Genomic DNA, 22,637 nt, shown 5'->3' with positions numbered 1-22,637 from the left:
GTAGAAAACGCGTCAAAACAAGAATCTAGAGCCCCGTTCCGATTCCATCGGAACGGAAAAAGCTCTAGGACGCGGACTCACCAAGGCACAGCCACAGCCTGATTGACGCAAACTCAACAGGCAAGCAGCCGCGCTGACGGCTGCTTGTTCGCAAAGCGCAGTCCGCATGTGACGGTTGATCGGTTACATCCCACGGCTCAATAGGTACATCCCGCTATCTCTAATCCTGTCGATAGCGCGTTGAGGTGTGATGTGGTCGATCGCATCGCGCGTCAGGCCGATGTCCATCAGCTCCCTGTCGCTCAGGTAGGCCAAGCTCTGGCATTGGCGCCGCTCCTGAAACGCACGCCAATATCGCTTGAGCAAGCCGAGGACGTTTCGCGTCGATGCGGCCGTTGGTAATGCGATGGGCAGGTCGAGGCCGAGCCCCGCGGCATCGCGCTCGGTCCCGGATGTGATGTTCGTCTGGTGGGGTGGCATCGGATGCTCCTGCTGTTGCGTCGGCAGGGAGCATGGCCAAACAAAAGGCCCCGTCCGATGCCGGCGGGGCCTGGTGAAAAGATCGCGTCGTCGAATTTCTAGCGCACGACTCCTTCCACGGCCCAGCGAGAGCGGGTCATGTTTTTACGGTTCGCGGTGCATACGACGTTGATCATGAAGCGTAGCTACCACGGAAATCGCGCCAAATCAAGGGATGTACCGACGTGGCTCGCATCCTGGAGGCGAGCGACATATTGCGCGGTCGCTCGAACCTGGTCGCCACGGGCAGAGCGAACGTGGCCTTCGTCGCATCACGCCGCCGGGTTTATGGGTACACGGTCCAGTCTCTTCTGACGCGTTTTCTACCGCAGATAAGTCTACGCAATCTGCGTAAACTTGATTGCTGTGCGAGCCGCAATCCACCTCGCACGAAAACGTTATGTGTTGGCACTGAGCTGCCGGCGGCCCATAATGGGCGATGCACTTCATCGAAGCCAATGGCGCAAAAATCCCGGCGATCGGGCTCGGCACCTGGGAATTGCGCGGACGAACCTGCGCGCGGCTGGTCGAGCAGGCGCTGCGGCTCGGCTATCGCCACATCGACACCGCGCAGGTCTACGAGAACGAACGCGAAGTGGGCGAGGGGCTGCGCGGCTCCGGCGTCAAGCGCGGCGAGGTCTTCGTCACGACGAAAATCTGGACCACGCATTTCGCGCCCAACGATCTCGAGCGATCGGCGAAGGAAAGTCTCGCCAGGCTGCGCCTGACCGAGATCGATTTGTTGCTGCTGCACTGGCCCAATCCGCAGGTGCCGCTTTCGGAAACGCTGGGCGCGCTGGCGCGGGTCAAGCAGCTCGGGCTTGCCCGGCATATCGGCGTTTCCAATTTCACCGTGGCGCTGATCGAGGAGGCGGTGGCGGCGTGCCCGGAGCCGCTGGTCTGCGACCAGGTCGAATACCATCCCTATCTCGACCAGGCCAAGGTGAGGGAAGCCTGCGCGCGCCATGGCATGGCTGTCGTGGCCTATAGCCCGGTCGCCAAGGGCCGCGTCAAGAACGACCAGGCCTTGCTGCGGATCGGCGACCGCTACCGCAAGACATCAGCGCAAGTGTGCCTGCGCTGGCTGGTGCAGCAGAACGTGGCGGCGATCCCGCGGACGTCGAAGCTGGAGCGGCTGTCTGAAAATATCGAGATCTTCGATTTCGAGCTGTCGGACGCCGATATGCGCGAGATTTCCGAGATGGGCAGTGCCAATCGCCGGCTCACCGATTTCGGCTTCGCCCCGAAATGGGATTGAGCAGCGGTCGCGCCGGGCGGTATGCTCAAAGCCCATCGCAAGGCCCTTCGATTGTCTCGGTACGATGAACCTGCGCCAGATCATACCTTCGGACATGACGGCTTCAGTGATTGCCCATCTGTCGCTGCTGGCGTTGCTGCTTGTGTTCTCCGACGTGCACCCGTTCGGCGCGGCCACACCTGAGTCGATCGCCGTTGATATCGTCGCGCCGCAGGACATTCCTGAAAAGCAGGACATCCCCCAGAAGGCCGAGATCGAGAAGACGCCCGAACCGGTTGCGATGCCGACGCCGCAACCGGATTTCACCGCGCTCGACAAGCCCGCGGCCGCGGCGGCGGCTGCGGTTCAACAGCCACCTCCGCCGCCGCCGCAGAAGCAGGCGTTGGCCGCACCGAGCCCGGCGCCGCAGCCAGCCGCGCCACCGCAGGGAGTGACGCAGACGCCGGCCTACAAGCCGCCCGAGCCTGATCTATCGGTCAAATACAACGTCATGCTCGGTCTGCCGCCGCCGATGGAACCGAGCGCGCCGTCAGCGGCCGACAAGGGCAAAGACAATTTCGACGCGCCCGCGACCACGTCCGCCGACATCAATTCAAGCGTCGTCGCGGCGTTCCGGCGCCACTTGCGGACCTGCTCGAAACTTCCGCCCGCGTTGAAGGGCTCCGACGACGTCAAGGTCAAGCTGCGCGTGTTCATGGGCCAGGACGGCAAGCTCGCGGCGGAGCCGCAGCTGATCGAGGCCAGCGCTTCCGCCAAGGGCCCGCTCTTGATGCGCAGCGCGATCAGCGCGCTGCAAGCCTGCCAGCCCTATGCGATGCTGCCGGCCGACCGCTACGGCGAATGGAAGGTGCTCGATCTCAGTTTTACGGTGCAGGATTTCGCGGGTTCGTGATACTTTTCGATGCGTTTTCTTGACGCGAACTAACGGGAGTAGCCGGCCCTGGATCAATGAACGGGTAGATGCGCGATCACCTAACTGGAGGCAGAGCCATGATCAAAGACATCCTTGTCAACCTGTCTTACGGTACATCGCAAGATGGCGTTTCCAATTACGCCCTGTCGGTTGCGGAAACATTCGGCGCACACATCATGGGGACGGCCTTCTATCCGGCAGTGCTCGGTGGCATTGACCTGTCCGCTAACTTTATTCGAGCCCAGCAAGCTGAAGCTCACCAACGCGCAGAGGCTGTGGCCAACGCGTTTGACGAGGCGACGCGTCGGGCCGGCGTTTCAGCCGAAACACGCAGAATTGAAACTGACGTCCGCGACGGACCAACCCAGTTTGCGCATATCGCAAGACGCTTCGATCTTTCCGTCATTGGCCAGTTTGAAGGGGACCGGGATCATCGCACCACGAATATCGTTCTTGAGGCAGCGCTGTTCGAATCCGGAAGACCGGTGCTGATCGTACCTTTCATTCAGAAGGAGCGGCTCAAACTCGATCATGTCATGGTGTGCTGGGATGGCAGCCGGGCAGCCGCCCGAGCGGTCGCCGATGCCATGCCGTTTCTTATCCGCTCCGGCACGACGAGTATTGTTGTTGCGGACACTCAGAGCGCCAAGAGCGCAGACCTTCCGGGTGCTGACATCGCGACCCATCTGACCCGTCACGGAGTAAACGCCGCGATTGAGCGCATCCCCGTCAGCAAGATCGATGTTTACAATGCAATCCTGTCATATGCAGCCGATACAGCTGCCGACCTCATTGTCATGGGCGGGTACGGGCATTCCCGGCTGCGGGAATTTATTCTGGGTGGGACGACGCGTGGTATGCTTGCCTCGATGACCAAACCGACATTGATGTCGCATTGATGGGATCTTATTAAGGTGACAGCTGGTACGGCGGATTGAGCCGACTTGTGCGGCCGACCTACGACCTTGCGCGAAGGCGAGGAAACCGCGAAAATCCAGGCCAGTTCAAAAGTCAGCTCGGGAAACTTAGACACATGCAGTTTGATGACGTTATCCTCGGTCGCCGAAGTATCCGCGGTTACAAGCCCGATCCGGTACCCAGGGAGCTGATTGCGGAAATCATCGCCCTGGCGATGCGCGCTCCGTCGTCGATGAACACCCAGCCCTGGAATTTCTATGTCATCACCGGCGAACCGCTGGACCGGATCCGCGCCGGCAACACCGAGCGGATGGTGGCGGGCATACCTCAGTCGCGCGAATTCCGCACCGGTCAGGCCTTTGCAGGTCCGCACCGCGACAGGCAGGTCGGGGTAGCCAAGCAATTATTCTCCGCAATGGGGATCGCGCGCGATGACAAGGACAAGCGCCAGGACTGGGTATTGCGCGGCTTCCGCCAATTCGACGCGCCTGTATGCGTGATCGTGACCTATGACCGCGTGCTGGACGGCAGCGACGATACGCCCTTCGATTGCGGCGCTGTGGCGACCGCGCTGGTCAATGCCGCCTGGTCTCGCGGGCTGGGCGCCGTGATCAACAGTCAGGGCATCATGCAATCGCCCGTGGTCCGCGAGCACGCCGGCATATCCGACGATCAGGTCATCATGAAAAGTATCGCGCTGGGCTGGCCGGATGAAAGTTTCCCGGCAAATGCGGTCGTGTCCGAACGCAAGTCTGTCGAGGAAGCCACGGTGTTCGTCGGTTTCGAGAATTAGGCGCGCAAACGGGCCGGCATGCATGAGGCCAATACCGGCCAAAATGCCAGCAAGTTCACTGCCTTTATCCCGTCAGCTCGCGGTCGGCGATTTGAGAATGGGAGCAAACCGCTCGGAGAAGGTTGCCGCTTTCGTTTCGCGGGCTGCCGAGATGAAATTGTAAACAGGCACTGAGACGACTGCCAACAAAATGGCTCCGAGAATGAATTTACGCATTCCATCCTCCTTTTCCGGGTGCTGATGGGCGGAGATTGCAACTGTCTTGTTTCAGGAGCGTTTCGTGGTGTTGAAGAACGGTTTCGTTCAACGGAACGTGTACTGGCGCCTTCGACCGTTAGCCATCACCGACGTCCCGTCGGAACCGTAGATCGCGGCATCGCGGCGCGGCAGGCCGGTGATCGATGTCACCGGCCTGATAATCGAGAATTTGGTTCAGGTGTTTGTATTGACGTTGATGCCGAGCAGCTTCCAGACCTTGGCATTCATGACGAAACGCAGGCGATACGTCACCTTCATCTCGTCGGTCTTGAATGCGCCGGCGAGCACCAGCACGCCTTCTTCGTCGATTTTGGTCGGCTCGGAGGAGACGCGCGTGGCGGTGACGATGTCGTCGAAGAACATCTGCTTTTCGCGGAACGAGCCGAATATCGTCTGAAGCGTTTCCGGCGTCACCTGCGCCTGGAGCTGCCGCGATGCCTTGGCCATGAACACGGTGTAGTTATTGGCGATGTTGGCATCATTGAACGAGGCCAGGGTCGATCGGATCATCACATCCTGATCACGCTCGGACGGGATGTCGGCCGCGAAAGCCGACGGGATCGACAGGAATGCCAGGGCGAACAGCGAGGCGATGCAGGCAGTTACACGGGCGCGAAATGATTTCATCCTTCCTCTCCAGACGTTGAAAATGATCTGCGAGCTGCACGACGACCTGCCATCAGAAATTGGCAGTCGAAGTGATCGCGCCGGTCTTAATGCTATGCGGCGCGCTCGCGTACAGTGATTTAGATCACGGAGCTGGTAGGGCGGGGGCTACGACAAACTCGCTCGGAAGTACTTCTCAGCTCTGTGCTTCGTTGCCGCCGTGGCATTCTGGCTTTAGTCGTGCGCGGTTTCCGCCTTTGGGATAACATGGCGAGCGTGTCGGCACCCGGATGAGGACGGGAAACCATGAAGGGGAGCTTGGAATGAGCTCGCCGCGAGTGTCGGGAACCGCTGCGCAACGAACCATTGCCGTCCTGGGCTCGGCGGTTTTCTTCGTGGTCGCCCCATGTACGCTGGCGGGGCTCGTTCCATGGTCGATCACGGGTTGGCAACTCCGGCCGCCGTTCCTTGGTCTGGAGCTGACGCGTGGCATCGGCGCGATAATGATTCTCGCAGGTGTGCCTGGGCTCGTTGACGCATTTGCGCGTTTCGCGCTGCAGGGTCTCGGCACCCCCGCGCCCATCGCGCCGACACGGAATCTCGTGGTGACCGGTCTCTACCGTTATGTGCGTAATCCAATATACGTCGCGGTCGTTGCCATCATCCTGGGTCAAGCGGTGTTGATGGGCGATTGGCGCCTCATCTTCTACGGCGCGCTGCTCTGGCTCGCCTTCCACGTCTTCGTCGTGGCGTACGAAGAACCCACGCTCGAGCAGACGTTTGGGAGAGAGTACGAGGCGTTCCGCGCCGCCGTCCCGCGCTGGATACCGCGGATGACCCCATGGCGGTCGAAATGATCGGTGGCCCGCGGTTGTGCGAGCCGCTGCTCGCGACCGGTCTCGGACGCTTCACCGGCGCTGCGAGCAGGCACGCTAACGGCCCTCGGAAAAGAACATCTCCCCATTGGCGATGCGGTTGGGTTTCAGGCGCATCGCACGCGCTACGACAAACTCGCTCGGAACTATTTCTCAGCCCTGTGCCTCGTTGCCGCCGTGGCATTCTGAGCATTAATCAACTGAGTCGGACCCTGGCAGCTTCGGAATCGAACCTTGGTTAGGGCTGATGCTTGGCGCGGCATTTCGGGCCGGGGCCACGCATGTAGTGCAGCTCGGGCCGGTAGCTATCGCGCACGTCCATAACCAAATTGTGAACGATGCTGGCGATGTCGGAGACGGTCTCAGCCGTCTTGCGGGCAAAACCAGACATTGCGGACCGGCGTGCAGAAGCACGGGGGCTGACGATGCTTTTCCAGATCATCTTTCTTCTCCGTTCGCTTGGATGGGGCACCGTGATCATCTAGCGGTTCGGAGCCGCGGCTACGCCAGAGCGATTGCCTTACCTGTTGAGCGATTGCTGCTAACGCTGCGCCTCAATCCGTCGCCGATGTCGCTGCGTCGCTTCCTGCGCAAGCGAAATCTCGTTGCCCGCGTGCGGCAAATCAACCCGACGGGCAAATCAGTTCCGATTTACAGAAATTGGTCAAGCCCAAGAATCAAAAATATTTCGCTTTTGCAGAAGGAAAATCAGTGGCATATCTTTGGCCATCCCGTCCCACTCAGAGGGGCGTCGGCCGTCGTCATGACGAGGGGCGGGTCGCGGTGGACGTAACAGTTGCGATTGACGGTCGCGGCTGAAGCGTACGGCGAAAGCGTGTGGTCCTGGCGCCCGTAACGGCGTCAAGCCTTAAGGGAGCTAACGCTTCCGAGGGCGACGGTGGCAATAGAGACCGTCTCACCGGGGAGAGCGCGTCATAAGCCGTAAAGCCACTGCGCAGGGAATGTCGGATGCTCTCCGCTGCCCTGTATGCTCGTGTGCAGCCTACTTAGCACAATTCGCACACGAGATCGCGGGTGCAGCGCGCATCCGGCATTCCCTGCGCCCTCTGATCTCTCGAGGGCAAGGAAATTTCTGTCAAAGCTCGGGCGCAATGCGTCGCGAGATCGCGAACACGCATTCAGTCGTCGTCACCCGCGGAGGCGGGTGACCCAGTATTCCAGAGACGGCAATGATTGAACCGATAGGCCACGGCGTACTGGATACCCGCATTCGCGGGTATGACAGCGTTGTATGGAGCCGCATCAGGCTCCCCTCAGCTCCCCATCGCCTTCCACGCGTTCGACGCGAACTGCCGCCGCCAGGTCACGATCACGACCATCGCTGTCGTGACGAACAACACCCATGGGCTGACGAACCAGCCGAGATAGCCGAGCGCAAAGAAAAACGAGCGCTGGCCGCGATTGAAATGCTGGCCGGCGGATTCGAACAATCGCGTCGTGCGGATGACGTGCGCTTCGGCTTCGGGGGTACCTTTTTCCGAGGCCGGCGGCATCGCGCCGAGCAGGATGGCGACATAGTTGAACAGGCGATAGGCCCAGGAAAATTTGAAGAAGGCGTAGGTGAAGATCAGGATCAACCCGACGCATTTGATTTCCCACAAAGCGGGCGAGGGGCTGAGATCGATCGGCAGCGCAGCAAGAACCGCCAATGCGTCGTTGGTGGCGCGCAGCAGCGCCAGCCCGCCGCCGATCGCGATCAGGCTGCTGGAGGCAAAGAACGCCGTGCCGTTTTGCAGCGAAGCCATGATCTGCATGTCGACCATGCGGGTTTCGCGGTCGAGCAGGTTGCGGATCCAGACCTCGCGATAGATATGCATGCGGGCGGACAGGCTGTCGCGGCCGTAGGCGGTACGCTCGAGGGTGAAGGCGTAGACCGTCCACTCCACGACGAAGAACGTGATGGCCGCGATATCGACCCAGTAACCGGTCATGCTGAATCCCCCGTGACCGCTTGGTCACGCCAGATGTACAGGTTGAATGTGCGCGGCGCACTATGCCATGATGGCGTCCCCAACAGGATTTCCCGCAAATGTTGAAGCTCGTCATCGGCAACAAGAACTATTCGTCATGGTCGATGCGGCCGTGGCTGGCGCTGCGCGCCAACAACATTCCGTTCGAGGAGGTCGTGATTCCCCTGTACACGGACAACCCGGCCGACAAGGCGCGCATCCTGAGTTTCAGCGATGCGGGAAAAGTGCCGGCGCTGGTCGATGGCGACGTCACGGTGTGGGATTCGCTGTCGATCATCGAATATCTCGCCGAAAAATTTCCGCAAACCAAACTGTGGCCGGAAGACCGCGCGGCCCGCGCGCATGCGCGCTCGATCTCGGCGGAGATGCATTCGGGCTTCATGGCGCTGCGCAACGAATGCGGCATGAACCTGCACCGCCCGATCCGCGCGGTTGCGCTGTCGGATGACGCGCAGGCCAATGTGGCGCGGATCCAGGCGATCTGGGCCGAGTGCCATCAGCGCTATGGCAAAGACGGGCCGTTCCTGTTCGGCGCCTTCTCCGGCGCGGACGCGATGTTCGCACCTGTCGTGCATCGTTTCCGTACCTATGCGATTCCGGTAGCTAGCGGGGCGCTGTACTATGTCGATGCGATGGAGGCGCTGCCGGCGTTCCAGGAGTGGACCCGCGACGGGCTGGCCGAAACCATGCTGATCGACCGGCTCGAGGCGATCTGAGGCGGGCGGCGTTCGGCTCGTCCGGTTCCAATAGCCTGACCGCACCCGCCCTGGCTGCGGCGTGGGCCGGGCGAGGGGAAATTGCGGCCGGAATAGCGGCTATGCAAATTCCCCCAAACGGGCATTTAACACACTGAAATATCTGTAAAATATCCGTTTTCGTGAGTTCCCGATGTTGCTGGCTTTTTGGGCCTGTGGTGTGCTAGGTTGACGCAGGGTTCTCAAGTCGGCCGATCGCTAGCGGGACAACTAAGCGCCGCCGACAATCTTGCGTGATGGAGAGGGCGTTGAAGCACAAGTTCACCGTTGGAGAGACTGTCTATTTCACTGCCAGCAACGTTGCCCGACCGGCCGCCAGCGGCACCTATGAGGTGATCCGGCTGCTTCCGACCGACGGTGACGACTGCCAGTATCGCATCAAAAGCTCGACGGAAGCCTTCGAACGGGTAGCCAAGGAAAGCCAGCTCGCGGTCTCCTGAGCCGCGCTTGCGGTCTCCTGAGCCGCGTGCGGTCTCCTGAGAGAGCTGTGTGCAAACCAGCGGTTGACGCGGTTCCTTATCGCTCGCCGTCAAAAGGCCCCGTTCGCAGGACCATTCTGTCGGAAGTGAATGCGGGCAAGCACGCATTCGCTTTCGCTGATCGCGTTATGCTGCGTGAGGGACACCGCGCATGAGCTGGGACTGGGCTTCTTCGCTGGATCAGATCTGGCGTACACCGACCTTTCCGATGTGGCTGACGCTGGCCGCGGCGGGATTTTTGGGAATCATCGTTCTGATCACGCTGTTGCGCGCGGAGAAATCCGTGGCCAATGGCGTGCTGACGGTCATGACGCTGCTCGCGATCGTCGTCGCTGTCGCCGCGACCATCCGCAGCTTCGGGCCCGATGGCGGGGTCTCGTCCGCGGGGACCCGGGTGGCTTCGGTCAGCGCAGCGCTGCCGCAGCTCTCTTGTGTCGACGATCTCGCCGGCGATGCCGTCCTCAACGCCTGCGAGAAGACGTTGTTCGGGTCCGCCGACTCGGTCGCTGCCGCGGTCACCTATGCGGCGTCCCAGATCACCCGCCTGACCGGGCTCGGCGATGCTGCCACTGCCGACAAAGCGACGAGTTCCGATCTGCAGGCGCTGCGCCGCGCCGTCGAGCGCGACCGCTACGGGCTGATGGCCTATGTGCTGATGGCGCGCGACCATTGCACGCCGGCTGCATGCGCGGCGTTCGCCGCGCTGGCCGACAAGCGCCAGGTCGTCGCCAATATGGATGAGCGCCTCTACGAGAACCTGATCACGCGCTATGCGCCGTCATGGAACGCGCCGCCCCTGGCTGCGACATCCCCGGGGCTGCTCGCGGGGCTACCGCCATCGATGCCTACCGGCAGACCGACCAATGCCGAGTTCCCGAGTGCGGCCAATACCCCGCCGGTCAACATCATGACGCCGGAACCCACCAGTGCCCCGGCGATCCGGTCGGCACCTGCGGCTAACGGCGCAGCGCCGCCGCGGCCGGCCGCGGCCGCAGCACCAGCCGCCGCTGCCCCAACGGCCGCCGCACCAGCCACACCAACCGCGGCAGCGTCGCCAGCGCTGGCGGCAGCCAAAAAACAACCGCCGGCGCCGAAACGCACACCGGCCGCGCCGGTCCAGCTGTCGCCGGCACCGGGGGCGCCGGGAGCACCGACGGTGTCATCCACAGCTGCGGCGCCCGCCAACGAATGATCGTTTTCAAACGGCGCGGAGCCCGCTAAACCCGGATCCATGCCGCTTCATCTCATCAAGCTCGCCGTTGGCTGCGAGTCGGTCAAAGAACTCAAAGGCTGGGTTGCCGAACGGATGGCAACCGCCAAGAAAAAGGGCTTGCCGCTCCGCCATATCCACGTCACCCGGATGACACCGAAACGCGACGAGGAACTGCTTGCTGGCGGTTCGCTCTACTGGGTGATCAAGGGAGAGATCGCGGCGCGCGAAAAGCTGATCGCGATCGAGCCGTTCCGCGACAAGGACGGTATCGGACGGTGCCGCCTGGTGATGCAGCCCAAGGTCATATCAGTCTCGCCGCGGCCGATGCGCCCGTTCCAGGGCTGGCGCTATCTGACCGAGGACGGCGCGCCGGCCGATCTCGGCAAGTCCGCCGCGGTCGTGGCGTCGATGCCGGAGCCGATGCGGCGCGAACTGCGCGACCTCGGGCTGTTGTAGCGGGCTACACCGCGATATTGTCGATCAACCGCGTGGTTCCGATCTTGGCGGCGACCAGCATCCGCATCGGACCGTCCTTGAGCGAAGCGATCGGCGCCAGCGTTTCGGCGTGGCGCACCTCGAAATAGTCCAGCGCAAAACCCGCGTTCTCGATCAGCTCGGCGCCGGCCTGCATGACGGCGTCGACCGGCTCGCCGGCGCGCAGGCGGGCCGCGCTTTGCTTCATCGCGCGGTAGAGCTCGGGCGCCGCCTGGCGCTGTTCGGGCGCGAGGTAGACGTTGCGCGAGGACATCGCCAGCCCGTCGCGTTCCCGAACCGTGCGCGATCCGATCACCTTGACGCCGAGATCGAGATCGCGCGCCATCTGCGTCACCACCCGCAATTGCTGAAAGTCCTTTTCGCCGAAGATCGCGACATCCGGCCGGCATTGGGTGAACAGCTTGCCGACCACGGTGGCGACGCCGCCGAAGAAATGCGGGCGGAAGCGATCTTCCAGCCCGGCGGTGGCCGGACCTTCGGGCACGATCCGGGTGACGAAGCCCTCCGGATACATCGCCTTGACGTCGGGGTTCCAGATCAGGTCGACCTTCTCGGCCGCGAGCTTGGCGACGTCGGACTTCCAGGTGCGCGGGTAGGAGCCGAAATCCTCCGTTGGCGCGAACTGGGTCGGATTGACGAAGATCGAGACGACGACTTTCTGTGCGCGGCGCTTGGCGAGCCGAACCAGCGACACATGACCGTCATGGAGCGCTCCCATGGTTGGCACCAGCGCGATATCAGCCTTTCTGGCGCGAAGGCCATCAAGGGCGCGGCGCAATGCTGGGACGGTACGGACGACCATGGGGCTTCGCGGCATCTGGGTTCGATCTCTTGCACGATGTTGGGGGTGAGGGGGCTAATCGCCGCGACCTCTGGGCGGGCGCGCCGACCTTATAAGGCCGAGGCATTGCCGCCAAGGTGATCAACCTGTGCAACTCATCACGGCAGTCCGACGTAGCTGCATGGGTCATGTATCGCCAGAGGGGTCGGCGCGTGGAAACGTGCGTTCGATCACAGATGAACGCGACGTCGCCAAGCGGATTCATGATTAAGGCAGGCAGACAGTGATTTAAAAGTGTTATCACGCATTTTGCTTGACCACAGTCTCGCGTGATTTGAAGATATCAAACGGGGGTTGGGGTTGAGTCATGTTGGTTCAGGCTAGTCAGGGTCAGTCCGGTTCGGCGCACGTTGTCGTGCTCGGCAACGAGAAGGGCGGTTCGGGGAAATCCACCACCGCGCTGCATATCGCTGTCGCCCTGATGAAAGCCGGTCAGCGTGTCGCCACCATCGACCTCGACTGCCGCCAGCAGAGCTTCACCCGGTACATCGGCAACCGCACCGCGTGGGCCCGCCGCACCGGCCTCGACCTCGAAATTCCCGTGCACTTTTGCATCAAGCTCGGCGAGACGATGCAGATCGCCGACAATGAAAATTCCGAGTTCCAGCAGTTCATGGAAGCGGTGAGCACGGTCGAGCGCGCCTTCGACTTCATCGTCATCGATACGCCGGGGTCGGATTCCTATTTGATGCGCCTGGCCCATTCGATGGCCGATACGCTGGTGACGCCGATCAACGACAGCTTCCTGGATTTCGACGTGCTCGGCACAGTCGACCCCGCCACCTATTCGGTGACCGGCGAAAGCCACTATGCCGAGACGGTGCGCGACACCAGGCGCAAGCGCCGCCAGCTCGACGGCGCTTCGACCGACTGGATCGTGGTGCGCAACCGGCTGTCGATGATCGGTTCGCGCAACAAGCAGCTCGTCGCCGACAGCCTGAAGGATCTGTCGTTGCGGCTGGGCTTCCGTTCGATCGACGGCCTTGCCGAGCGGGTGGTCTACCGCGAATTCTTCCCGCGCGGGCTGACTGCGCTCGACGACATCGATGAGGCCACGCTCGGCACGCGGCCGAGCATGGGCCATGTGACGGCGCGCGAGGAGGTGACGAGCCTGCTTCGCCAGTTGAAGCTGCCCCTCGACGAGCGCGGCCGGCGGCGGGCCGCCAACCGCGCCGAATGGTTCAGCCAGGTCGACAAGCCGCTCGAAGTCCACGACATCCTCGGCGCCTGATCACGGCGCTCGATCCTCGGCGCTTGATCGCCGCAGCCTCAGCGCGATCTCGGCGGCTCGATCACCGTCATCCGGAACGGACCACTGTTGCTGGCGGCATGCGTGACCGCGGCGTTGGCGTCATCGAGTGCAAACGAAGTGACCTCGAATTGATCCAGGCTGACCAGGCCTGCGCGAACAAGCCCGGCCATCAAAAGGCTCGCGTGCGGCGGGTACATCCATTGGCCGCGAAGGGTGATGCAGTTCCGCATCATCCATGAATAGGGCAGGTCGAGGCCGGCGCCGCCAAGCATGCCGACACCGCCCATCAGCACCACGCGTCCATACGGCCGAACCGCGAGAACGGCGGTCCGCACCTGCATCGCGTTGGCCGCCGGCGGCAGGATGTCCAGCACGCAGTCGATGCCGCCCGGGGCGGCTTGCACGATCCGCTTGCGGTCGTCGTCCTCCTCGCCGCGCATCGGAACGATACGGACGCGTGGGCCGAACCGGCGCACGAGATCGGCCAGCGCCTTTTCGTTGCGGCCGGTTGCGATGACGCAAGCCGCGCCCATGCCCAGCGCGACGGCCACCGCCGCGCTGCCAAAGCTGCCGGTGGCGCCGTTGACCAATACGGTCTCTCCTGCCTGCAATTGGGCGGCGAGGAAGCCGCCATAAGGCACCAGCAGCGTGCCCAGCGCGCACCACCGCGCGGCGTCCGCTTCGGCAATGCTGCCGATCCGTACGGCGTTTTCCGTCGGCACCCGCATCTGTCCGGCCCATGCGCCATCGTGAAAGTATCGCTGCAGCCGCAGACCGCCGTCGCTGCCGGCGGTCAGGCCCTGCAGCGCGATGTCGGGGGCAAGCGCATCATCGCGCGAACGCACGGTCGGATCGCAATAGACCCAGTCGCCCTTGGCCAGATGGGTCGCGTCCGGGCCGGTGGCGCGGACCCGGCCGATCGCGCCGGGACCCGGCACCACAGGCAATTCCAGCAGGTATTTGCGTTCGCCGCTCAGGACCTCATTGGCATAGGCGAGAACCCGGCTCGCCATCACGTCGACGATCACTTCGCCGGTGCCGAGGATGGGATCGGGCAGGGTTTCGATCGCGAGCGGCGATCCGAATTGTTTCAAGACGGCGGCTTTCATGGGGCATCCTTTCGCAACGAGAAGCCCATTTTCGCGACCCTTCATTTCGCCAACAAGACCTGGTATTATCCTAGGATTGATCAGTCCCCCGCTGACGAAGTGCAGGTCCGTGAATCCCAGGCAAAGCGAACTCGGCGATTTCCTGCGCTCGCGGCGGGAAAAGCTGACGCCGAAGGCGGTCGGCCTGCCGATCGGGCGGCGGCGGCGAACACCCGGCCTGCGGCGCGAGGAAGTTGCCGAACTCGCAGGCATCGGCGTCGACTGGTACATCCGGCTCGAGCAGGGGCGCACCGTCAGTCCGTCGGCCGCGACGATCGACGCGCTGGCCCGCGCGCTGCGGCTCGGCAAGGCTGAGCACAAGCATCTGCGGGCGCTGACGCAGAATGCCGACCGCCGCGCCTTCGTCCCGGAAACCGTACCGCCTGCGGTCCGGCGCACCGTCGAGCGGCTCAATTTGCCGGCCTATGTCACCGGCCGCCGCTGGGACATTCTGGCCTGGAACGCGGCCGCGGATGAAATCTTTGCGTTCAGCCGGCTGCCGGAGGGCGATCGCAACATTCTCCTCACCGTGCTAACCAACCGCGCGACGCGAAAGTTATTCGGCGCCTCATGGGAAGAAGAGGCGCGGCGCATCGTGGCGCAATTCCGCGCCACGCATGATTTGTGGGCCGGCGATCCCGCGTTCCAGGAACTGCTTGCACGGCTGCGGCAGGGCTGTCCCGAATTTTTGGGCTGGTGGGAAGCCCACGATATTGGCGGCGCCGCAGCCGGCCGGAAATCCCTGAGTCATCCGAGGAAGGGGCGGCTGAAGCTGGAATATGCGAGCTTCCAGGCCAATGACGATCCGGCGCTGAAACTGATCATCTGTACCGCGGGCTGAATCCAGTGGTTTTCCGGGATTTCCAGGGCAGACGCGGCGTGCGAAACAAGGGAACCAATTGCCTACAACACCGTTTTCATTAGACTTTTATCGATCGGTCGAACCGAAGCTTGGTTGGGGCCGTCATATATAGGCAAATAGGAAATGATCGCAGGGTAGTGTGCAGCTGCACAATGGATGGGTGCATCGCACAACGATCAGGCGACTAATTCACAATATTTGGACTTTATGTCACGCCGCTGTGACATATATCATCAAGAACGAGGCCGAAGAGTCTCGAGACCAACATAGCCCCGCCGGGGGCCCCGAGGACGCCGATGAAACGTGGAATTGCCATTCTGCTTTCACTTACCGTACTGGTTGCGGTCGCGTACTTTACCGCGAGCAAGTGGGCGATCCGTCACGAGACCATCGCGTTCCATGATCCGGCACGGGACAATCGTTTGGTCGCGGTGAATATCGCCGTTCGGCGCGACAAGGAAATGCAGGCCAATGCCGGCATGATCACGCTGCCGGTTGCGATCATCAATCACGGCAACACCGTCAAGCATACCGAGTACTCATTCCTCTCCAACGCGTTCGCGGCGCGCGGCTATCTTGCAGTCAGCCCGCAGCATGATCTGCCGACCGATCCGCCGATGGTGACCAAGGTCGGAGAGCTTTATGTCGGCCGTCTGCCGCAAATTCAGCGCGGCGTCGCCAACATCCATTTTGCCGTCGAGGAAATGAAGAAGGTACAGCCCAACGCCGACTACGCCAGGGTGACGATGGTCGGGCATTCGATGGGCGGCGATATCTCGATGTATTTCGCCAAGCAATATCCCGACGAGATCAAGAAGGTGGTGACGCTGGACAATCTGCGCGTGCCGTTCCTGACCGACGGCAAGTTCAAGATCCTGTCGTTCCGTTCAAAGGACACGCAGTTCAAGCCGGATCCGGGCGTCGTGCCGGATGACGACCAGTGCGAGAAGGCGGGTATTACGGTCGTGAACACCGGCTATCAGCACAACGATATGCGCGACACCGGGCCCGACGCGGCAAAGTCGTCGATCCAGACGATGCTCGACAAGTTCATCGCTGATAACACCGACAGCAGCGTGCTGAAGCCGGTGCCGACCAAGGTGCCGGATCCGCTCGTGAGCAATCCGGGGCCGGTGCCGCTGGCGAGCAACCCACCGACCATCAAGTCGGCGACCAACTAACGGTTTTAGCTGTTAAGCTGCCGCTGCCTGATCCTGGCCGATCACGACCGGGTGCATTGACGCCCCGTATGGACCGTCCCACATAGAGCTTGCTGTAATTGCGAGCGCTCATGGCCGGCGAACCCACCAAACCGAAATCTTCCGCCGACGTCTTCGCGGCGCAGAAACCTCAATCGCGCAGCTCTCCGTTGCCGGAAGCCCGGCCCTCGGCAGCCGAAGACATCGCTGCCTTTGTCGCCAAGGCCCGCGCCATGTCGCCGCACCGCACCGGCGCGAAGGGCAGGTTGGTGTTCGCGCTCGACGCCACCATGAGCCGGCAACCGACCTGGGACATGGCCTGCGCGCTGCAGGCCGATATGTTTCGCGAAGCGGCGTCGCTCGGCAGTCTCGACATTCGCCTGGTCTACTACCGCGGCCTCAATGAGTGCCGCGCAACGGGATGGATCTCCGACTCGGCGCAACTCGCCAAATTGATGACCAAGATCGATTGCCAGGGCGGCAATACCCAGATCGGCAAGGTGCTCTCGGAAGCCCGCCGCGAGGCGGTCGCTTCCGCCGTGCGCGCCGTGGTGTTCGTCGGCGACGCCATGGAAGAGTCGGTCGACGACCTCTGCGCCAAGGCCGGTGAACTCGGCCTGCTCAAGGTGCCCGTGTTCATGTTCCAGGAAGGCCACGACGTTGCGGCCGAGCACGCGTTCCGTGAGATCGCGCGCCTCACCGGCGGGGCATGGTGCAGGTTCGATCCCGGCGCCGCGGCCCAGTTGCGCGAGCTGTTGCGAGCTGCGGCGGCCTATGCCGCCGGCGGACGCGAAGCGCTGCTGCGGCTGTCGAAGACCGGAAGCGGCGCGGCCAAGCTGATCGGCCAGATGAAATGATCGCCAGCTGGGTTCTTCAGGTGCGGATCGCCATGCTTTTTGCCGCCGGGGCGACTATATTGAGCCCATGCCAACCCTGATTGCCGGTGTCGTCGCCGTTGTCCTGCTTTATTTGCTGCTGCAGATGTTTCGTGCAGCCAATCCGGTCGTGCTTGCGCGGCTGCTCAAGATCGGCGGCGGCATCATCGCGCTGGCGGTCGCGGCCTTCACCGGGCTCAGGGGCGAACTGGCGGTGGCGATCCCGCTCGGCATCTTCGGAGCGGGACTGCTCGGCTGGTCGCCGTTCGGCCCGTCGGGCTTCAGCAATATCGGCGGGATCTTCGGCGGCGGCACGCAGCGCTCGCCCGGACAGACCTCGCGCGTGCGATCGCAGTTTCTCGACATGAGCCTCGATCACGACAGCGGCGGCCTGTCGGGCCAGATCGTCGACGGGCCCTATGCCGGCCGCTCGCTCGACGAGTTCGACCTGGTGCAGCTGACGACGATCATGTCCGGCTTCGACGCCGAGAGCGTCGCGTTACTTGAAAGCTATCTGGACCGCCGGTTTCCCGCCTGGCGTCAGAACGCGCAGGGCGATGCGGCAGGGGGGCAGCGACGCGCGCCGCCGAGCGGCAAAATGACGGACGAGGAGGCCTATCAGATCCTTGGCCTGCAGCCGGGGGCGGGGCGTGACGACATCAGCCGGGCGCACCGCGCCCTGATGAAGAAACTGCATCCCGATCAGGGGGGCTCGACGTACCTCGCCGCCCGTGTAAACGAGGCCAAGGATACTCTGCTTCGCGCGCATCTCAGCTAACTCCGGCAAACGCTACCAACGCTACAAACCGAGAGCTGCCGCTGCCCTATTCTCTGGTTGATGCCCCGTGTCGCCCGCCGTTTTCCGGCGTGGTCGATCCTTCATTCCGGAAAACTTAACCGTAAATTCTTGACGAGAAGTTTGCGCAGGTTCGATTTGCTGCCAGCGGCCGAACGGCGTCTGCAACTGTGCTCTGGAAACAACAAAGCCGGCGCTTGCGGCGCCGGCTTTGCGAACCAAGAGAGAAATGGGTCAGTTACGAACGGTGATGCAGGAGATGTCGGCGCGCTTCAGCGTCTTGCAGACCGCCTCGGCCTGATCGCGCTCGAGGCCGGCGAAGCGGGCGCGGAACAGCTTGCGATTATCCTTGGCAACGACCGGTTCGGTGAAGGAATCGGCCTTGCCGAGCAGGCCACGGGCCTGATTGCGTGCCTGATCGAGGCGGGCGCGGGCTTCGCTTTCGCTTTCCAGCGCGCCCACCTGGATGATCCAGCCGGTATGGGTAACGGTGGCCGCGGGCTTGATGGCGCCGTTCTGCTGGACGGTCTGTGGCTGGACATAGGCGAGTGCCTGCGCGGGGGCAGACGGCACGCTGGAGGCGGGCAGCACGCCGAGTACGCCATGGCCGGTACCGTGATTGGCAGGCTGCGGCGGCAGTTCGGCACGGGCCACTTCGGGCCTGATCACCTCAGGCTTGACGGCTTCAGATCTCGGCTCAGCCCGCGCCACGACGGCGCTGGAGGTCTCCGCCACTTCCGGGCGGGAGGGCGCAATCGCGCTGGTGATCGGCGGGGCAACAGGCTGGGACGGGCCGGCGGAAGCCAGCTTCATCGCGCCGGCCTTGACCTGAACCGTCTTGACCTTGACCGGCTTCATCGGCTCGGCCGAGCCGGGGATCGCCGATATGGCCTGGGTCTGAATCACACCGCTGGTCAGCGGGGCCGGTTCGGGCTTGGCCTGCGCCGTGAACTTGGACTGTTCGGGTTTCGGTTGCGGCGCCGGCAGGGCGGCTGCGGCTGCGGCCATCAGCGAGGGCTTGGCCGGGGCAACGCTGCGCGTCACCTGCATTGCGGCCATGCTGGGCTCCGAGGCCGCGGCGGCGTTGTTGGCCTGGACCGCCTCGGTCGGGCGCGGCGTGCTGGCGACTTCGGCCACCTCGACGCTGGCCTCAGCGGAATTGCGTTCGGTGACGGCGGCGGCAGTGCGGATGGTCGCACCCTTGTCGAGGTTTTCCGCGAGCAGGGTGCGCATGGTGGCGTCGCGCGATCCGCCGCTGCGGCCGCCAAGCACCACGCCGATCAGATGGCGGTTGCCGCGCCGCATCGAGCTGACAAGATTAAAGCCCGAAGCGCGGGTGTAGCCGGTCTTGATGCCGTCGACGCCTTCGACATTGCCGAGCAGGCGATTGTGATTGCGGATCGACTGGCCGCGATAGGTGAATGAGGTGGTCGCGAAATAGCGATAGTAGCGCGGGAAGCGCTCCTGGATCGCGCGGCCCAGCGTTGCCTGATCGCGCGCGGTCGTGAGTTGTTCATCGTTGGGCAAGCCGTTGGCGTTGCGATAGACGGTCCTGCTCATGCCGAGCGAACGCGCCTTGCGCGTCATCAGCTTGGCGAATTCGTCTTCGTCGCCGGCAATGGCTTCCGCGATCACGACCGAGGCGTCGTTGGCGGAGCGCGTCACCAGTCCCTTGATGGCGTCTTCGACCTTGATGGTCTGGCCGGGCTTCAGGCCGAGTTTGGTCGGCGCCTGCTGGGAAGCATACGCGGACACTTCCATTTCGGTGTCGAGTTTCATCTTGCCGCGCTCGAGCTGCTCGAACAGCAGATAGAGCGTCATGATCTTGGTCAGCGAGGCCGGACGACGGAGGGCGTCGGGATTGTTGGAGGAGAGCGTGGCGCCGGAATTGCCGTCGACGATGATGGAGGCGAATTGCGGGCTATAGCTCGCGCGCGCCACGTGGTGGGCGGTGTGGTGCTTTTTGCGGTAGCGGCGGGCTTCCGCGCTGTCGCTGGTGTAGATGACTGCAGAGGTGAGAGTGACCAGCCCGAGAACGCAAACTCGCAATGTGCGCGAGGAAGCTAAGGTTGTACGAAGCATTTACTTCCCCGTCCCAATTTCTATCTTGATCACCGGTTCGTGAGGCGAAATTGTGCCCATCGGTCCGGTGACGCTGCCTGTTCGAAGCGGTTAGCCTGGTTGCAATGTGGCCCCGGCTGGCCGATCAGGTCGCTGTTCTAGCTAAGGTGTTGTTCACAAACAGCTTTCAATCTGTCTGTCGGAAGGCGAACACGTCCGGGAATCAGGTTAGGCGGCGCGAGTTTCCAAAAGGTTAAGTAACCGTTGCGTAACACTCCGGTGTTTGGCGCTAATCGTCGGTATTTGTGCGTCGCACAATATTCCTTGACAGTCATTGTGCGGTGCACTATAAGGGAGAGGTGGTCAGGGAGCCGGGACCTCCCGGCGATTTACATTTCAGTCTGGGAAAGGACTCCAAGATGGTCAAGGTTGAAGACATTCAGAGCTACGGAAAAGAGCATCTCGAAACGGTCGCCGCGTCCGCGAGCAACCTGCAGAGCGGTGTTCAGGCGATTGCGACCGCCTATGGCGACTACGCCAAGAAGTCGTTCGAAGACACCAAGTCGTTTGTTGAAAAGCTGTCCGGCGTGAAGTCGGTGGACAAGGCGATCGAAGCCCAGACCGAATTCGCCCGCTCGTCCTACGAGACCTTTGTCGCCGAGTCGCAGAAGATTGCCGGCCTCTATACCGATCTGGCCAAGCAGACCTTCAAGCCCTACGAAGGCCTGGTCGCGAAGTTCGCTCCCGCCACGAACTAATTTTTTGCGCTGTAGCAAGACAAAAAGCCCGGCCGTAAGGCCGGGCTTTTTTCGTTTTGCGTTGTTGTCCTGCCGGCTGCGTCGCGGTTATTTCGCGACGCGCAGCTTGGAGAGCGACGTGCCGATCGCGGTAAAGGCCGTCGCGATCTGGCTCGAGGACGTCACGGTGGAGAACTTGTCCGAGCCGCTGGCGCAATACTGTAGGACGGTGGAGGTCGGATCGCCGTTGGTGTTGACGTGCATCGTGTAGATGATGACGCCGTCGGCCTTGATGTTGTCGCACTGGATGCGCTGGCGGGCGTCGATGGCGCCGTTGTACTGGACTTGGCCGTTGCCGTATGACGGCCAGCGATCCTGCGTGTTCAGACCGTCGGACATCACGATCAGCACCCTCTTATAGGTGTAATTGGCATCCTCGGGTGGTGCGTTGAGTGGCGCGCCCTGGGTGAGAGACTGCCATCCCCAGGCGATGCCGATCGGCTGGTTGGTGCCGCCGTTCGGGGTCAGCTCGTCGACTTTGGATTTGGCGGAGGCGAAGTCGGTCGTCAGAGGCAGCAACTGCGCCGGGCATGCGTTGTACTGCTCGGCATAGAACTTGGTACGATAATCGGAGGTCGGCGTCGTGTTCTTGGTATCGTAGTCCTGATCGCGGTCAGTCACACAGCCGTTCCAGTTATCGTGGTTCTTCACCGTCCAGGTCCTGCCGGCCGATTCACAGGAGCTTTTTGTAGGGTAGTTCCCGGAGTTCTTGCCGCTGCACTTGCCGTTCGCAGCCTCCCACTCGCTCCACTCGATCCACGACTGTTCGTAGTTGCTGGCGCCGACGTTGACGTCCTTGGCGAAGGGAATGACCGAAATATAGACGTCGCCTGTGTTCTTGGCGAGGGCGCCGATCTGGTCGATCAGGGCCTTTGCGGCCGGCTTCATCGCCGTCATTTTGCCGTCATCGTTCATCGATCCGGTGACGTCGAGTGCGAGCGCCACCCGCATCTTGACGTTGCCCCAGAGCGAGGTCGAACTGGTGTCGAAGCCGATCTGCGGGAAGCCGGCGACCTTCATGAACTCCGTCGGCACGTTGCCGGAGCCGGTGATCTTGATGGTCGAGCCCTTGCCGGTGTTTTCGGTATAGCTCGCAGTGACGCTCACGCCCCTTGCTTCGGTGTTGGTGTAGAGCGCCTTGAAATAGTCCTGAGCCTTGGTGTTGATGTCCGAGACCTTGATGGTTCCGTCCGAGAGGTCTTTCGCCACCATCAAGGCGGTGGAATCCATGGCAGCCTGCATCGACGACCGGGCACTGTTGGCGCGGGTATAGTCGATGGCGGCGCCGACGAAGCTGATGATCGGGACGGCGGCGATGGCAAACAGAATCGCGATGTTGCCCTGATCGGCCCTGGCAAAACGCCCGGCGGCCGTACGCACCCGACTGAAAATGGCTGTATTGAGCATGGCTCTCACCGAAATAGTGGTTTCTAGCGGTATTTCGGCCTGGGCCACTAAACAGGTGGTAAATCGGTTCCCGCAAAAACGGGTCAAAGCCCATGTATCGGGAAACCGGCGGCCAGAAGTGCCTGCTATGCTCAAGGACCGCTAAACGGGCAGGGGCCTTCCTTTGTCAAATCCGCCAGAAACGATTAACCTTGCCTGGATTGCCGGACCGGGATTCGGGGCCGGTTGCGGGCGCGGCAGGGCAGCGTTGATGCGCTTGCGGTGGTCTGCAACTGGACCCATATTCCAATAGCCGATCCGCCGCTGGATCGGACCGGGAGCGGCGA

At 62.5% G+C, this 22,637-nt stretch carries 24 protein-coding genes; 15 read left to right on the top strand and 9 right to left on the bottom strand.

The window, feature by feature from the left end:
• Positions 1–183: 183 nt before the first annotated feature.
• On the bottom strand, positions 184–480 hold the full coding sequence (locus tag ABIE49_RS04485; protein ID WP_192733752.1) for a DUF1127 domain-containing protein: 297 nt from the start codon (positions 478–480) through the stop codon (positions 184–186).
• A 478-nt stretch (positions 481–958) separates the two neighbouring features.
• Here ABIE49_RS04485 and ABIE49_RS04480 point away from each other — a divergent pair, with 478 nt between their 5' ends.
• The 4 genes from ABIE49_RS04480 to ABIE49_RS04465 all read left to right on the top strand — a co-directional run bounded on the left by ABIE49_RS04480 (position 959) and on the right by ABIE49_RS04465 (position 4,401).
• Complete coding sequence (locus ABIE49_RS04480) at positions 959–1,777, top strand: aldo/keto reductase (protein WP_192733751.1); 819 nt, start codon at positions 959–961, stop codon at positions 1,775–1,777.
• 64 nt (positions 1,778–1,841) lie between these two features.
• Positions 1,842–2,669: a cell envelope integrity protein TolA gene (tolA, locus tag ABIE49_RS04475; RefSeq protein ID WP_192733750.1), complete on the top strand. Its 828-nt coding sequence runs from the start codon at positions 1,842–1,844 to the stop codon at positions 2,667–2,669.
• A 98-nt stretch (positions 2,670–2,767) separates the two neighbouring features.
• Positions 2,768–3,589 (top strand): universal stress protein, encoded by an 822-nt coding sequence (locus tag ABIE49_RS04470; protein ID WP_192733749.1) that lies wholly within the window; start codon positions 2,768–2,770, stop codon positions 3,587–3,589.
• A gap of 134 nt (positions 3,590–3,723) precedes the next feature.
• Positions 3,724–4,401: a nitroreductase gene (locus ABIE49_RS04465; RefSeq protein WP_192733748.1), complete on the top strand. Its 678-nt coding sequence runs from the start codon at positions 3,724–3,726 to the stop codon at positions 4,399–4,401.
• Between the two features lie 72 nt (positions 4,402–4,473).
• Here the strand turns inward: ABIE49_RS04465 and ABIE49_RS04460 are convergent, their stop codons facing one another.
• Together ABIE49_RS04460 and ABIE49_RS04455 are read right to left on the bottom strand one after the other, a co-directional pair.
• A complete protein-coding gene (locus ABIE49_RS04460) occupies positions 4,474–4,617 on the bottom strand; it encodes a hypothetical protein (RefSeq protein WP_192733747.1) in 144 nt (47 codons plus the stop codon).
• 216 nt (positions 4,618–4,833) lie between these two features.
• Complete coding sequence (locus ABIE49_RS04455) at positions 4,834–5,286, bottom strand: hypothetical protein (RefSeq protein ID WP_192733746.1); 453 nt, start codon at positions 5,284–5,286, stop codon at positions 4,834–4,836.
• Between the two features lie 302 nt (positions 5,287–5,588).
• On the opposite strand from ABIE49_RS04455, the gene ABIE49_RS04450 reads away from it, so the two are divergent.
• On the top strand, positions 5,589–6,122 hold the full coding sequence (locus ABIE49_RS04450) for a methyltransferase family protein (protein ID WP_192733745.1): 534 nt from the start codon (positions 5,589–5,591) through the stop codon (positions 6,120–6,122).
• Between the two features lie 256 nt (positions 6,123–6,378).
• On the opposite strand, the gene ABIE49_RS04445 is transcribed toward ABIE49_RS04450, so the two are convergent.
• Both ABIE49_RS04445 and ABIE49_RS04440 read right to left on the bottom strand, forming a co-directional pair.
• Entirely contained in the window at positions 6,379–6,582 is a 204-nt protein-coding gene (locus ABIE49_RS04445) for a hypothetical protein (RefSeq protein WP_192734284.1), read from the bottom strand.
• 832 nt (positions 6,583–7,414) lie between these two features.
• A complete protein-coding gene (locus ABIE49_RS04440; RefSeq protein ID WP_192733744.1) occupies positions 7,415–8,092 on the bottom strand; it encodes a DUF599 domain-containing protein in 678 nt (225 codons plus the stop codon).
• Between the two features lie 98 nt (positions 8,093–8,190).
• Between ABIE49_RS04440 and ABIE49_RS04435 the strand changes: the two genes are divergently transcribed.
• The 4 genes from ABIE49_RS04435 to ABIE49_RS04420 all read left to right on the top strand — a co-directional run bounded on the left by ABIE49_RS04435 (position 8,191) and on the right by ABIE49_RS04420 (position 11,034).
• Positions 8,191–8,847 carry a glutathione S-transferase family protein gene (locus tag ABIE49_RS04435; RefSeq protein ID WP_192733743.1) on the top strand — a complete coding sequence of 219 codons (657 nt, stop codon included), beginning with the start codon at positions 8,191–8,193 and terminating at the stop codon, positions 8,845–8,847.
• A gap of 275 nt (positions 8,848–9,122) precedes the next feature.
• Positions 9,123–9,326 (top strand): hypothetical protein, encoded by a 204-nt coding sequence (locus tag ABIE49_RS04430; RefSeq protein WP_192733742.1) that lies wholly within the window; start codon positions 9,123–9,125, stop codon positions 9,324–9,326.
• Positions 9,327–9,516: 190 nt separating this feature from the next.
• Positions 9,517–10,557 carry a hypothetical protein gene (locus ABIE49_RS04425; protein ID WP_192733741.1) on the top strand — a complete coding sequence of 347 codons (1,041 nt, stop codon included), beginning with the start codon at positions 9,517–9,519 and terminating at the stop codon, positions 10,555–10,557.
• Positions 10,558–10,596: 39 nt separating this feature from the next.
• On the top strand, positions 10,597–11,034 hold the full coding sequence (locus tag ABIE49_RS04420; protein ID WP_192733740.1) for a DUF1489 family protein: 438 nt from the start codon (positions 10,597–10,599) through the stop codon (positions 11,032–11,034).
• Positions 11,035–11,038: 4 nt separating this feature from the next.
• Here the strand turns inward: ABIE49_RS04420 and panC are convergent, their stop codons facing one another.
• Entirely contained in the window at positions 11,039–11,890 is an 852-nt protein-coding gene (gene panC / locus ABIE49_RS04415; protein ID WP_192733739.1) for a pantoate--beta-alanine ligase, read from the bottom strand.
• Between the two features lie 331 nt (positions 11,891–12,221).
• Here panC and ABIE49_RS04410 point away from each other — a divergent pair, with 331 nt between their 5' ends.
• Complete coding sequence (locus ABIE49_RS04410) at positions 12,222–13,145, top strand: division plane positioning ATPase MipZ (protein ID WP_192733738.1); 924 nt, start codon at positions 12,222–12,224, stop codon at positions 13,143–13,145.
• 38 nt (positions 13,146–13,183) lie between these two features.
• Here ABIE49_RS04410 and ABIE49_RS04405 read toward each other — a convergent pair whose 3' ends face one another.
• Entirely contained in the window at positions 13,184–14,275 is a 1,092-nt protein-coding gene (locus tag ABIE49_RS04405; RefSeq protein ID WP_192733737.1) for a zinc-binding dehydrogenase, read from the bottom strand.
• A gap of 109 nt (positions 14,276–14,384) precedes the next feature.
• Between ABIE49_RS04405 and ABIE49_RS04400 the strand changes: the two genes are divergently transcribed.
• The 4 genes from ABIE49_RS04400 to ABIE49_RS04385 all read left to right on the top strand — a co-directional run bounded on the left by ABIE49_RS04400 (position 14,385) and on the right by ABIE49_RS04385 (position 18,028).
• Positions 14,385–15,155: a helix-turn-helix transcriptional regulator gene (locus ABIE49_RS04400; protein ID WP_354066589.1), complete on the top strand. Its 771-nt coding sequence runs from the start codon at positions 14,385–14,387 to the stop codon at positions 15,153–15,155.
• A gap of 317 nt (positions 15,156–15,472) precedes the next feature.
• The gene (locus ABIE49_RS04395; RefSeq protein ID WP_192733735.1) at positions 15,473–16,357 is read left to right on the top strand and encodes an alpha/beta fold hydrolase; all 885 of its coding nucleotides are present in this window, start codon (positions 15,473–15,475) and stop codon (positions 16,355–16,357) included.
• 110 nt (positions 16,358–16,467) lie between these two features.
• A complete protein-coding gene (locus ABIE49_RS04390; RefSeq protein WP_192733734.1) occupies positions 16,468–17,232 on the top strand; it encodes a VWA domain-containing protein in 765 nt (254 codons plus the stop codon).
• A gap of 67 nt (positions 17,233–17,299) precedes the next feature.
• The gene (locus ABIE49_RS04385; protein WP_192733733.1) at positions 17,300–18,028 is read left to right on the top strand and encodes a DnaJ domain-containing protein; all 729 of its coding nucleotides are present in this window, start codon (positions 17,300–17,302) and stop codon (positions 18,026–18,028) included.
• A 252-nt stretch (positions 18,029–18,280) separates the two neighbouring features.
• On the opposite strand, the gene ABIE49_RS04380 is transcribed toward ABIE49_RS04385, so the two are convergent.
• Positions 18,281–20,128 carry a serine hydrolase gene (locus ABIE49_RS04380; protein ID WP_192733732.1) on the bottom strand — a complete coding sequence of 616 codons (1,848 nt, stop codon included), beginning with the start codon at positions 20,126–20,128 and terminating at the stop codon, positions 18,281–18,283.
• 398 nt (positions 20,129–20,526) lie between these two features.
• Here ABIE49_RS04380 and ABIE49_RS04375 point away from each other — a divergent pair, with 398 nt between their 5' ends.
• Positions 20,527–20,865, top strand: a complete 339-nt coding sequence (locus ABIE49_RS04375) for a phasin family protein (protein WP_192733731.1) — start codon at positions 20,527–20,529, stop codon at positions 20,863–20,865.
• A gap of 87 nt (positions 20,866–20,952) precedes the next feature.
• Here the strand turns inward: ABIE49_RS04375 and ABIE49_RS04370 are convergent, their stop codons facing one another.
• Positions 20,953–22,311 carry a TadE/TadG family type IV pilus assembly protein gene (locus ABIE49_RS04370; RefSeq protein WP_192733730.1) on the bottom strand — a complete coding sequence of 453 codons (1,359 nt, stop codon included), beginning with the start codon at positions 22,309–22,311 and terminating at the stop codon, positions 20,953–20,955.
• Between the last annotated feature and the right edge of the window lie 326 nt (positions 22,312–22,637).

Source organism: Bradyrhizobium sp. OAE829 (assembly GCF_040546575.1).
Taxonomy (GTDB): Bacteria; Pseudomonadota; Alphaproteobacteria; order Rhizobiales; family Xanthobacteraceae; genus Bradyrhizobium.
This window is presented reverse-complemented; position numbering and strand designations above follow the sequence as displayed.

Excerpts from the sequence above, each read along its gene's own strand:
- ABIE49_RS04380 (WP_192733732.1), bottom strand. The coding sequence starts at position 20,128 with ATGCTTCGTACAACCTTAGCTTCCTCGCGCACATTGCGAGTTTGCGTT.
- ABIE49_RS04480 (WP_192733751.1), top strand. The coding sequence starts at position 959 with ATGCACTTCATCGAAGCCAATGGCGCAAAAATCCCGGCGATCGGGCTC.
- ABIE49_RS04470 (WP_192733749.1), top strand. The coding sequence starts at position 2,768 with ATGATCAAAGACATCCTTGTCAACCTGTCTTACGGTACATCGCAAGAT.
- ABIE49_RS04425 (WP_192733741.1), top strand. The coding sequence starts at position 9,517 with ATGAGCTGGGACTGGGCTTCTTCGCTGGATCAGATCTGGCGTACACCG.
- ABIE49_RS04445 (WP_192734284.1), bottom strand. The coding sequence starts at position 6,582 with ATGATCTGGAAAAGCATCGTCAGCCCCCGTGCTTCTGCACGCCGGTCC.
- ABIE49_RS04370 (WP_192733730.1), bottom strand. The coding sequence starts at position 22,311 with ATGCTCAATACAGCCATTTTCAGTCGGGTGCGTACGGCCGCCGGGCGT.
- ABIE49_RS04485 (WP_192733752.1), bottom strand. The coding sequence starts at position 480 with ATGCCACCCCACCAGACGAACATCACATCCGGGACCGAGCGCGATGCC.
- ABIE49_RS04440 (WP_192733744.1), bottom strand. The coding sequence starts at position 8,092 with ATGACCGGTTACTGGGTCGATATCGCGGCCATCACGTTCTTCGTCGTG.
- ABIE49_RS04410 (WP_192733738.1), top strand. The coding sequence starts at position 12,222 with ATGTTGGTTCAGGCTAGTCAGGGTCAGTCCGGTTCGGCGCACGTTGTC.
- ABIE49_RS04430 (WP_192733742.1), top strand. The coding sequence starts at position 9,123 with ATGGAGAGGGCGTTGAAGCACAAGTTCACCGTTGGAGAGACTGTCTAT.
- ABIE49_RS04465 (WP_192733748.1), top strand. The coding sequence starts at position 3,724 with ATGCAGTTTGATGACGTTATCCTCGGTCGCCGAAGTATCCGCGGTTAC.
- ABIE49_RS04375 (WP_192733731.1), top strand. The coding sequence starts at position 20,527 with ATGGTCAAGGTTGAAGACATTCAGAGCTACGGAAAAGAGCATCTCGAA.
- ABIE49_RS04450 (WP_192733745.1), top strand. The coding sequence starts at position 5,589 with ATGAGCTCGCCGCGAGTGTCGGGAACCGCTGCGCAACGAACCATTGCC.
- tolA (WP_192733750.1), top strand. The coding sequence starts at position 1,842 with ATGAACCTGCGCCAGATCATACCTTCGGACATGACGGCTTCAGTGATT.
- panC (WP_192733739.1), bottom strand. The coding sequence starts at position 11,890 with ATGCCGCGAAGCCCCATGGTCGTCCGTACCGTCCCAGCATTGCGCCGC.
- ABIE49_RS04455 (WP_192733746.1), bottom strand. The coding sequence starts at position 5,286 with ATGAAATCATTTCGCGCCCGTGTAACTGCCTGCATCGCCTCGCTGTTC.
- ABIE49_RS04460 (WP_192733747.1), bottom strand. The coding sequence starts at position 4,617 with ATGCGTAAATTCATTCTCGGAGCCATTTTGTTGGCAGTCGTCTCAGTG.
- ABIE49_RS04405 (WP_192733737.1), bottom strand. The coding sequence starts at position 14,275 with ATGAAAGCCGCCGTCTTGAAACAATTCGGATCGCCGCTCGCGATCGAA.
- ABIE49_RS04395 (WP_192733735.1), top strand. The coding sequence starts at position 15,473 with ATGAAACGTGGAATTGCCATTCTGCTTTCACTTACCGTACTGGTTGCG.
- ABIE49_RS04420 (WP_192733740.1), top strand. The coding sequence starts at position 10,597 with ATGCCGCTTCATCTCATCAAGCTCGCCGTTGGCTGCGAGTCGGTCAAA.
- ABIE49_RS04435 (WP_192733743.1), top strand. The coding sequence starts at position 8,191 with ATGTTGAAGCTCGTCATCGGCAACAAGAACTATTCGTCATGGTCGATG.
- ABIE49_RS04385 (WP_192733733.1), top strand. The coding sequence starts at position 17,300 with ATGCCAACCCTGATTGCCGGTGTCGTCGCCGTTGTCCTGCTTTATTTG.
- ABIE49_RS04390 (WP_192733734.1), top strand. The coding sequence starts at position 16,468 with ATGGCCGGCGAACCCACCAAACCGAAATCTTCCGCCGACGTCTTCGCG.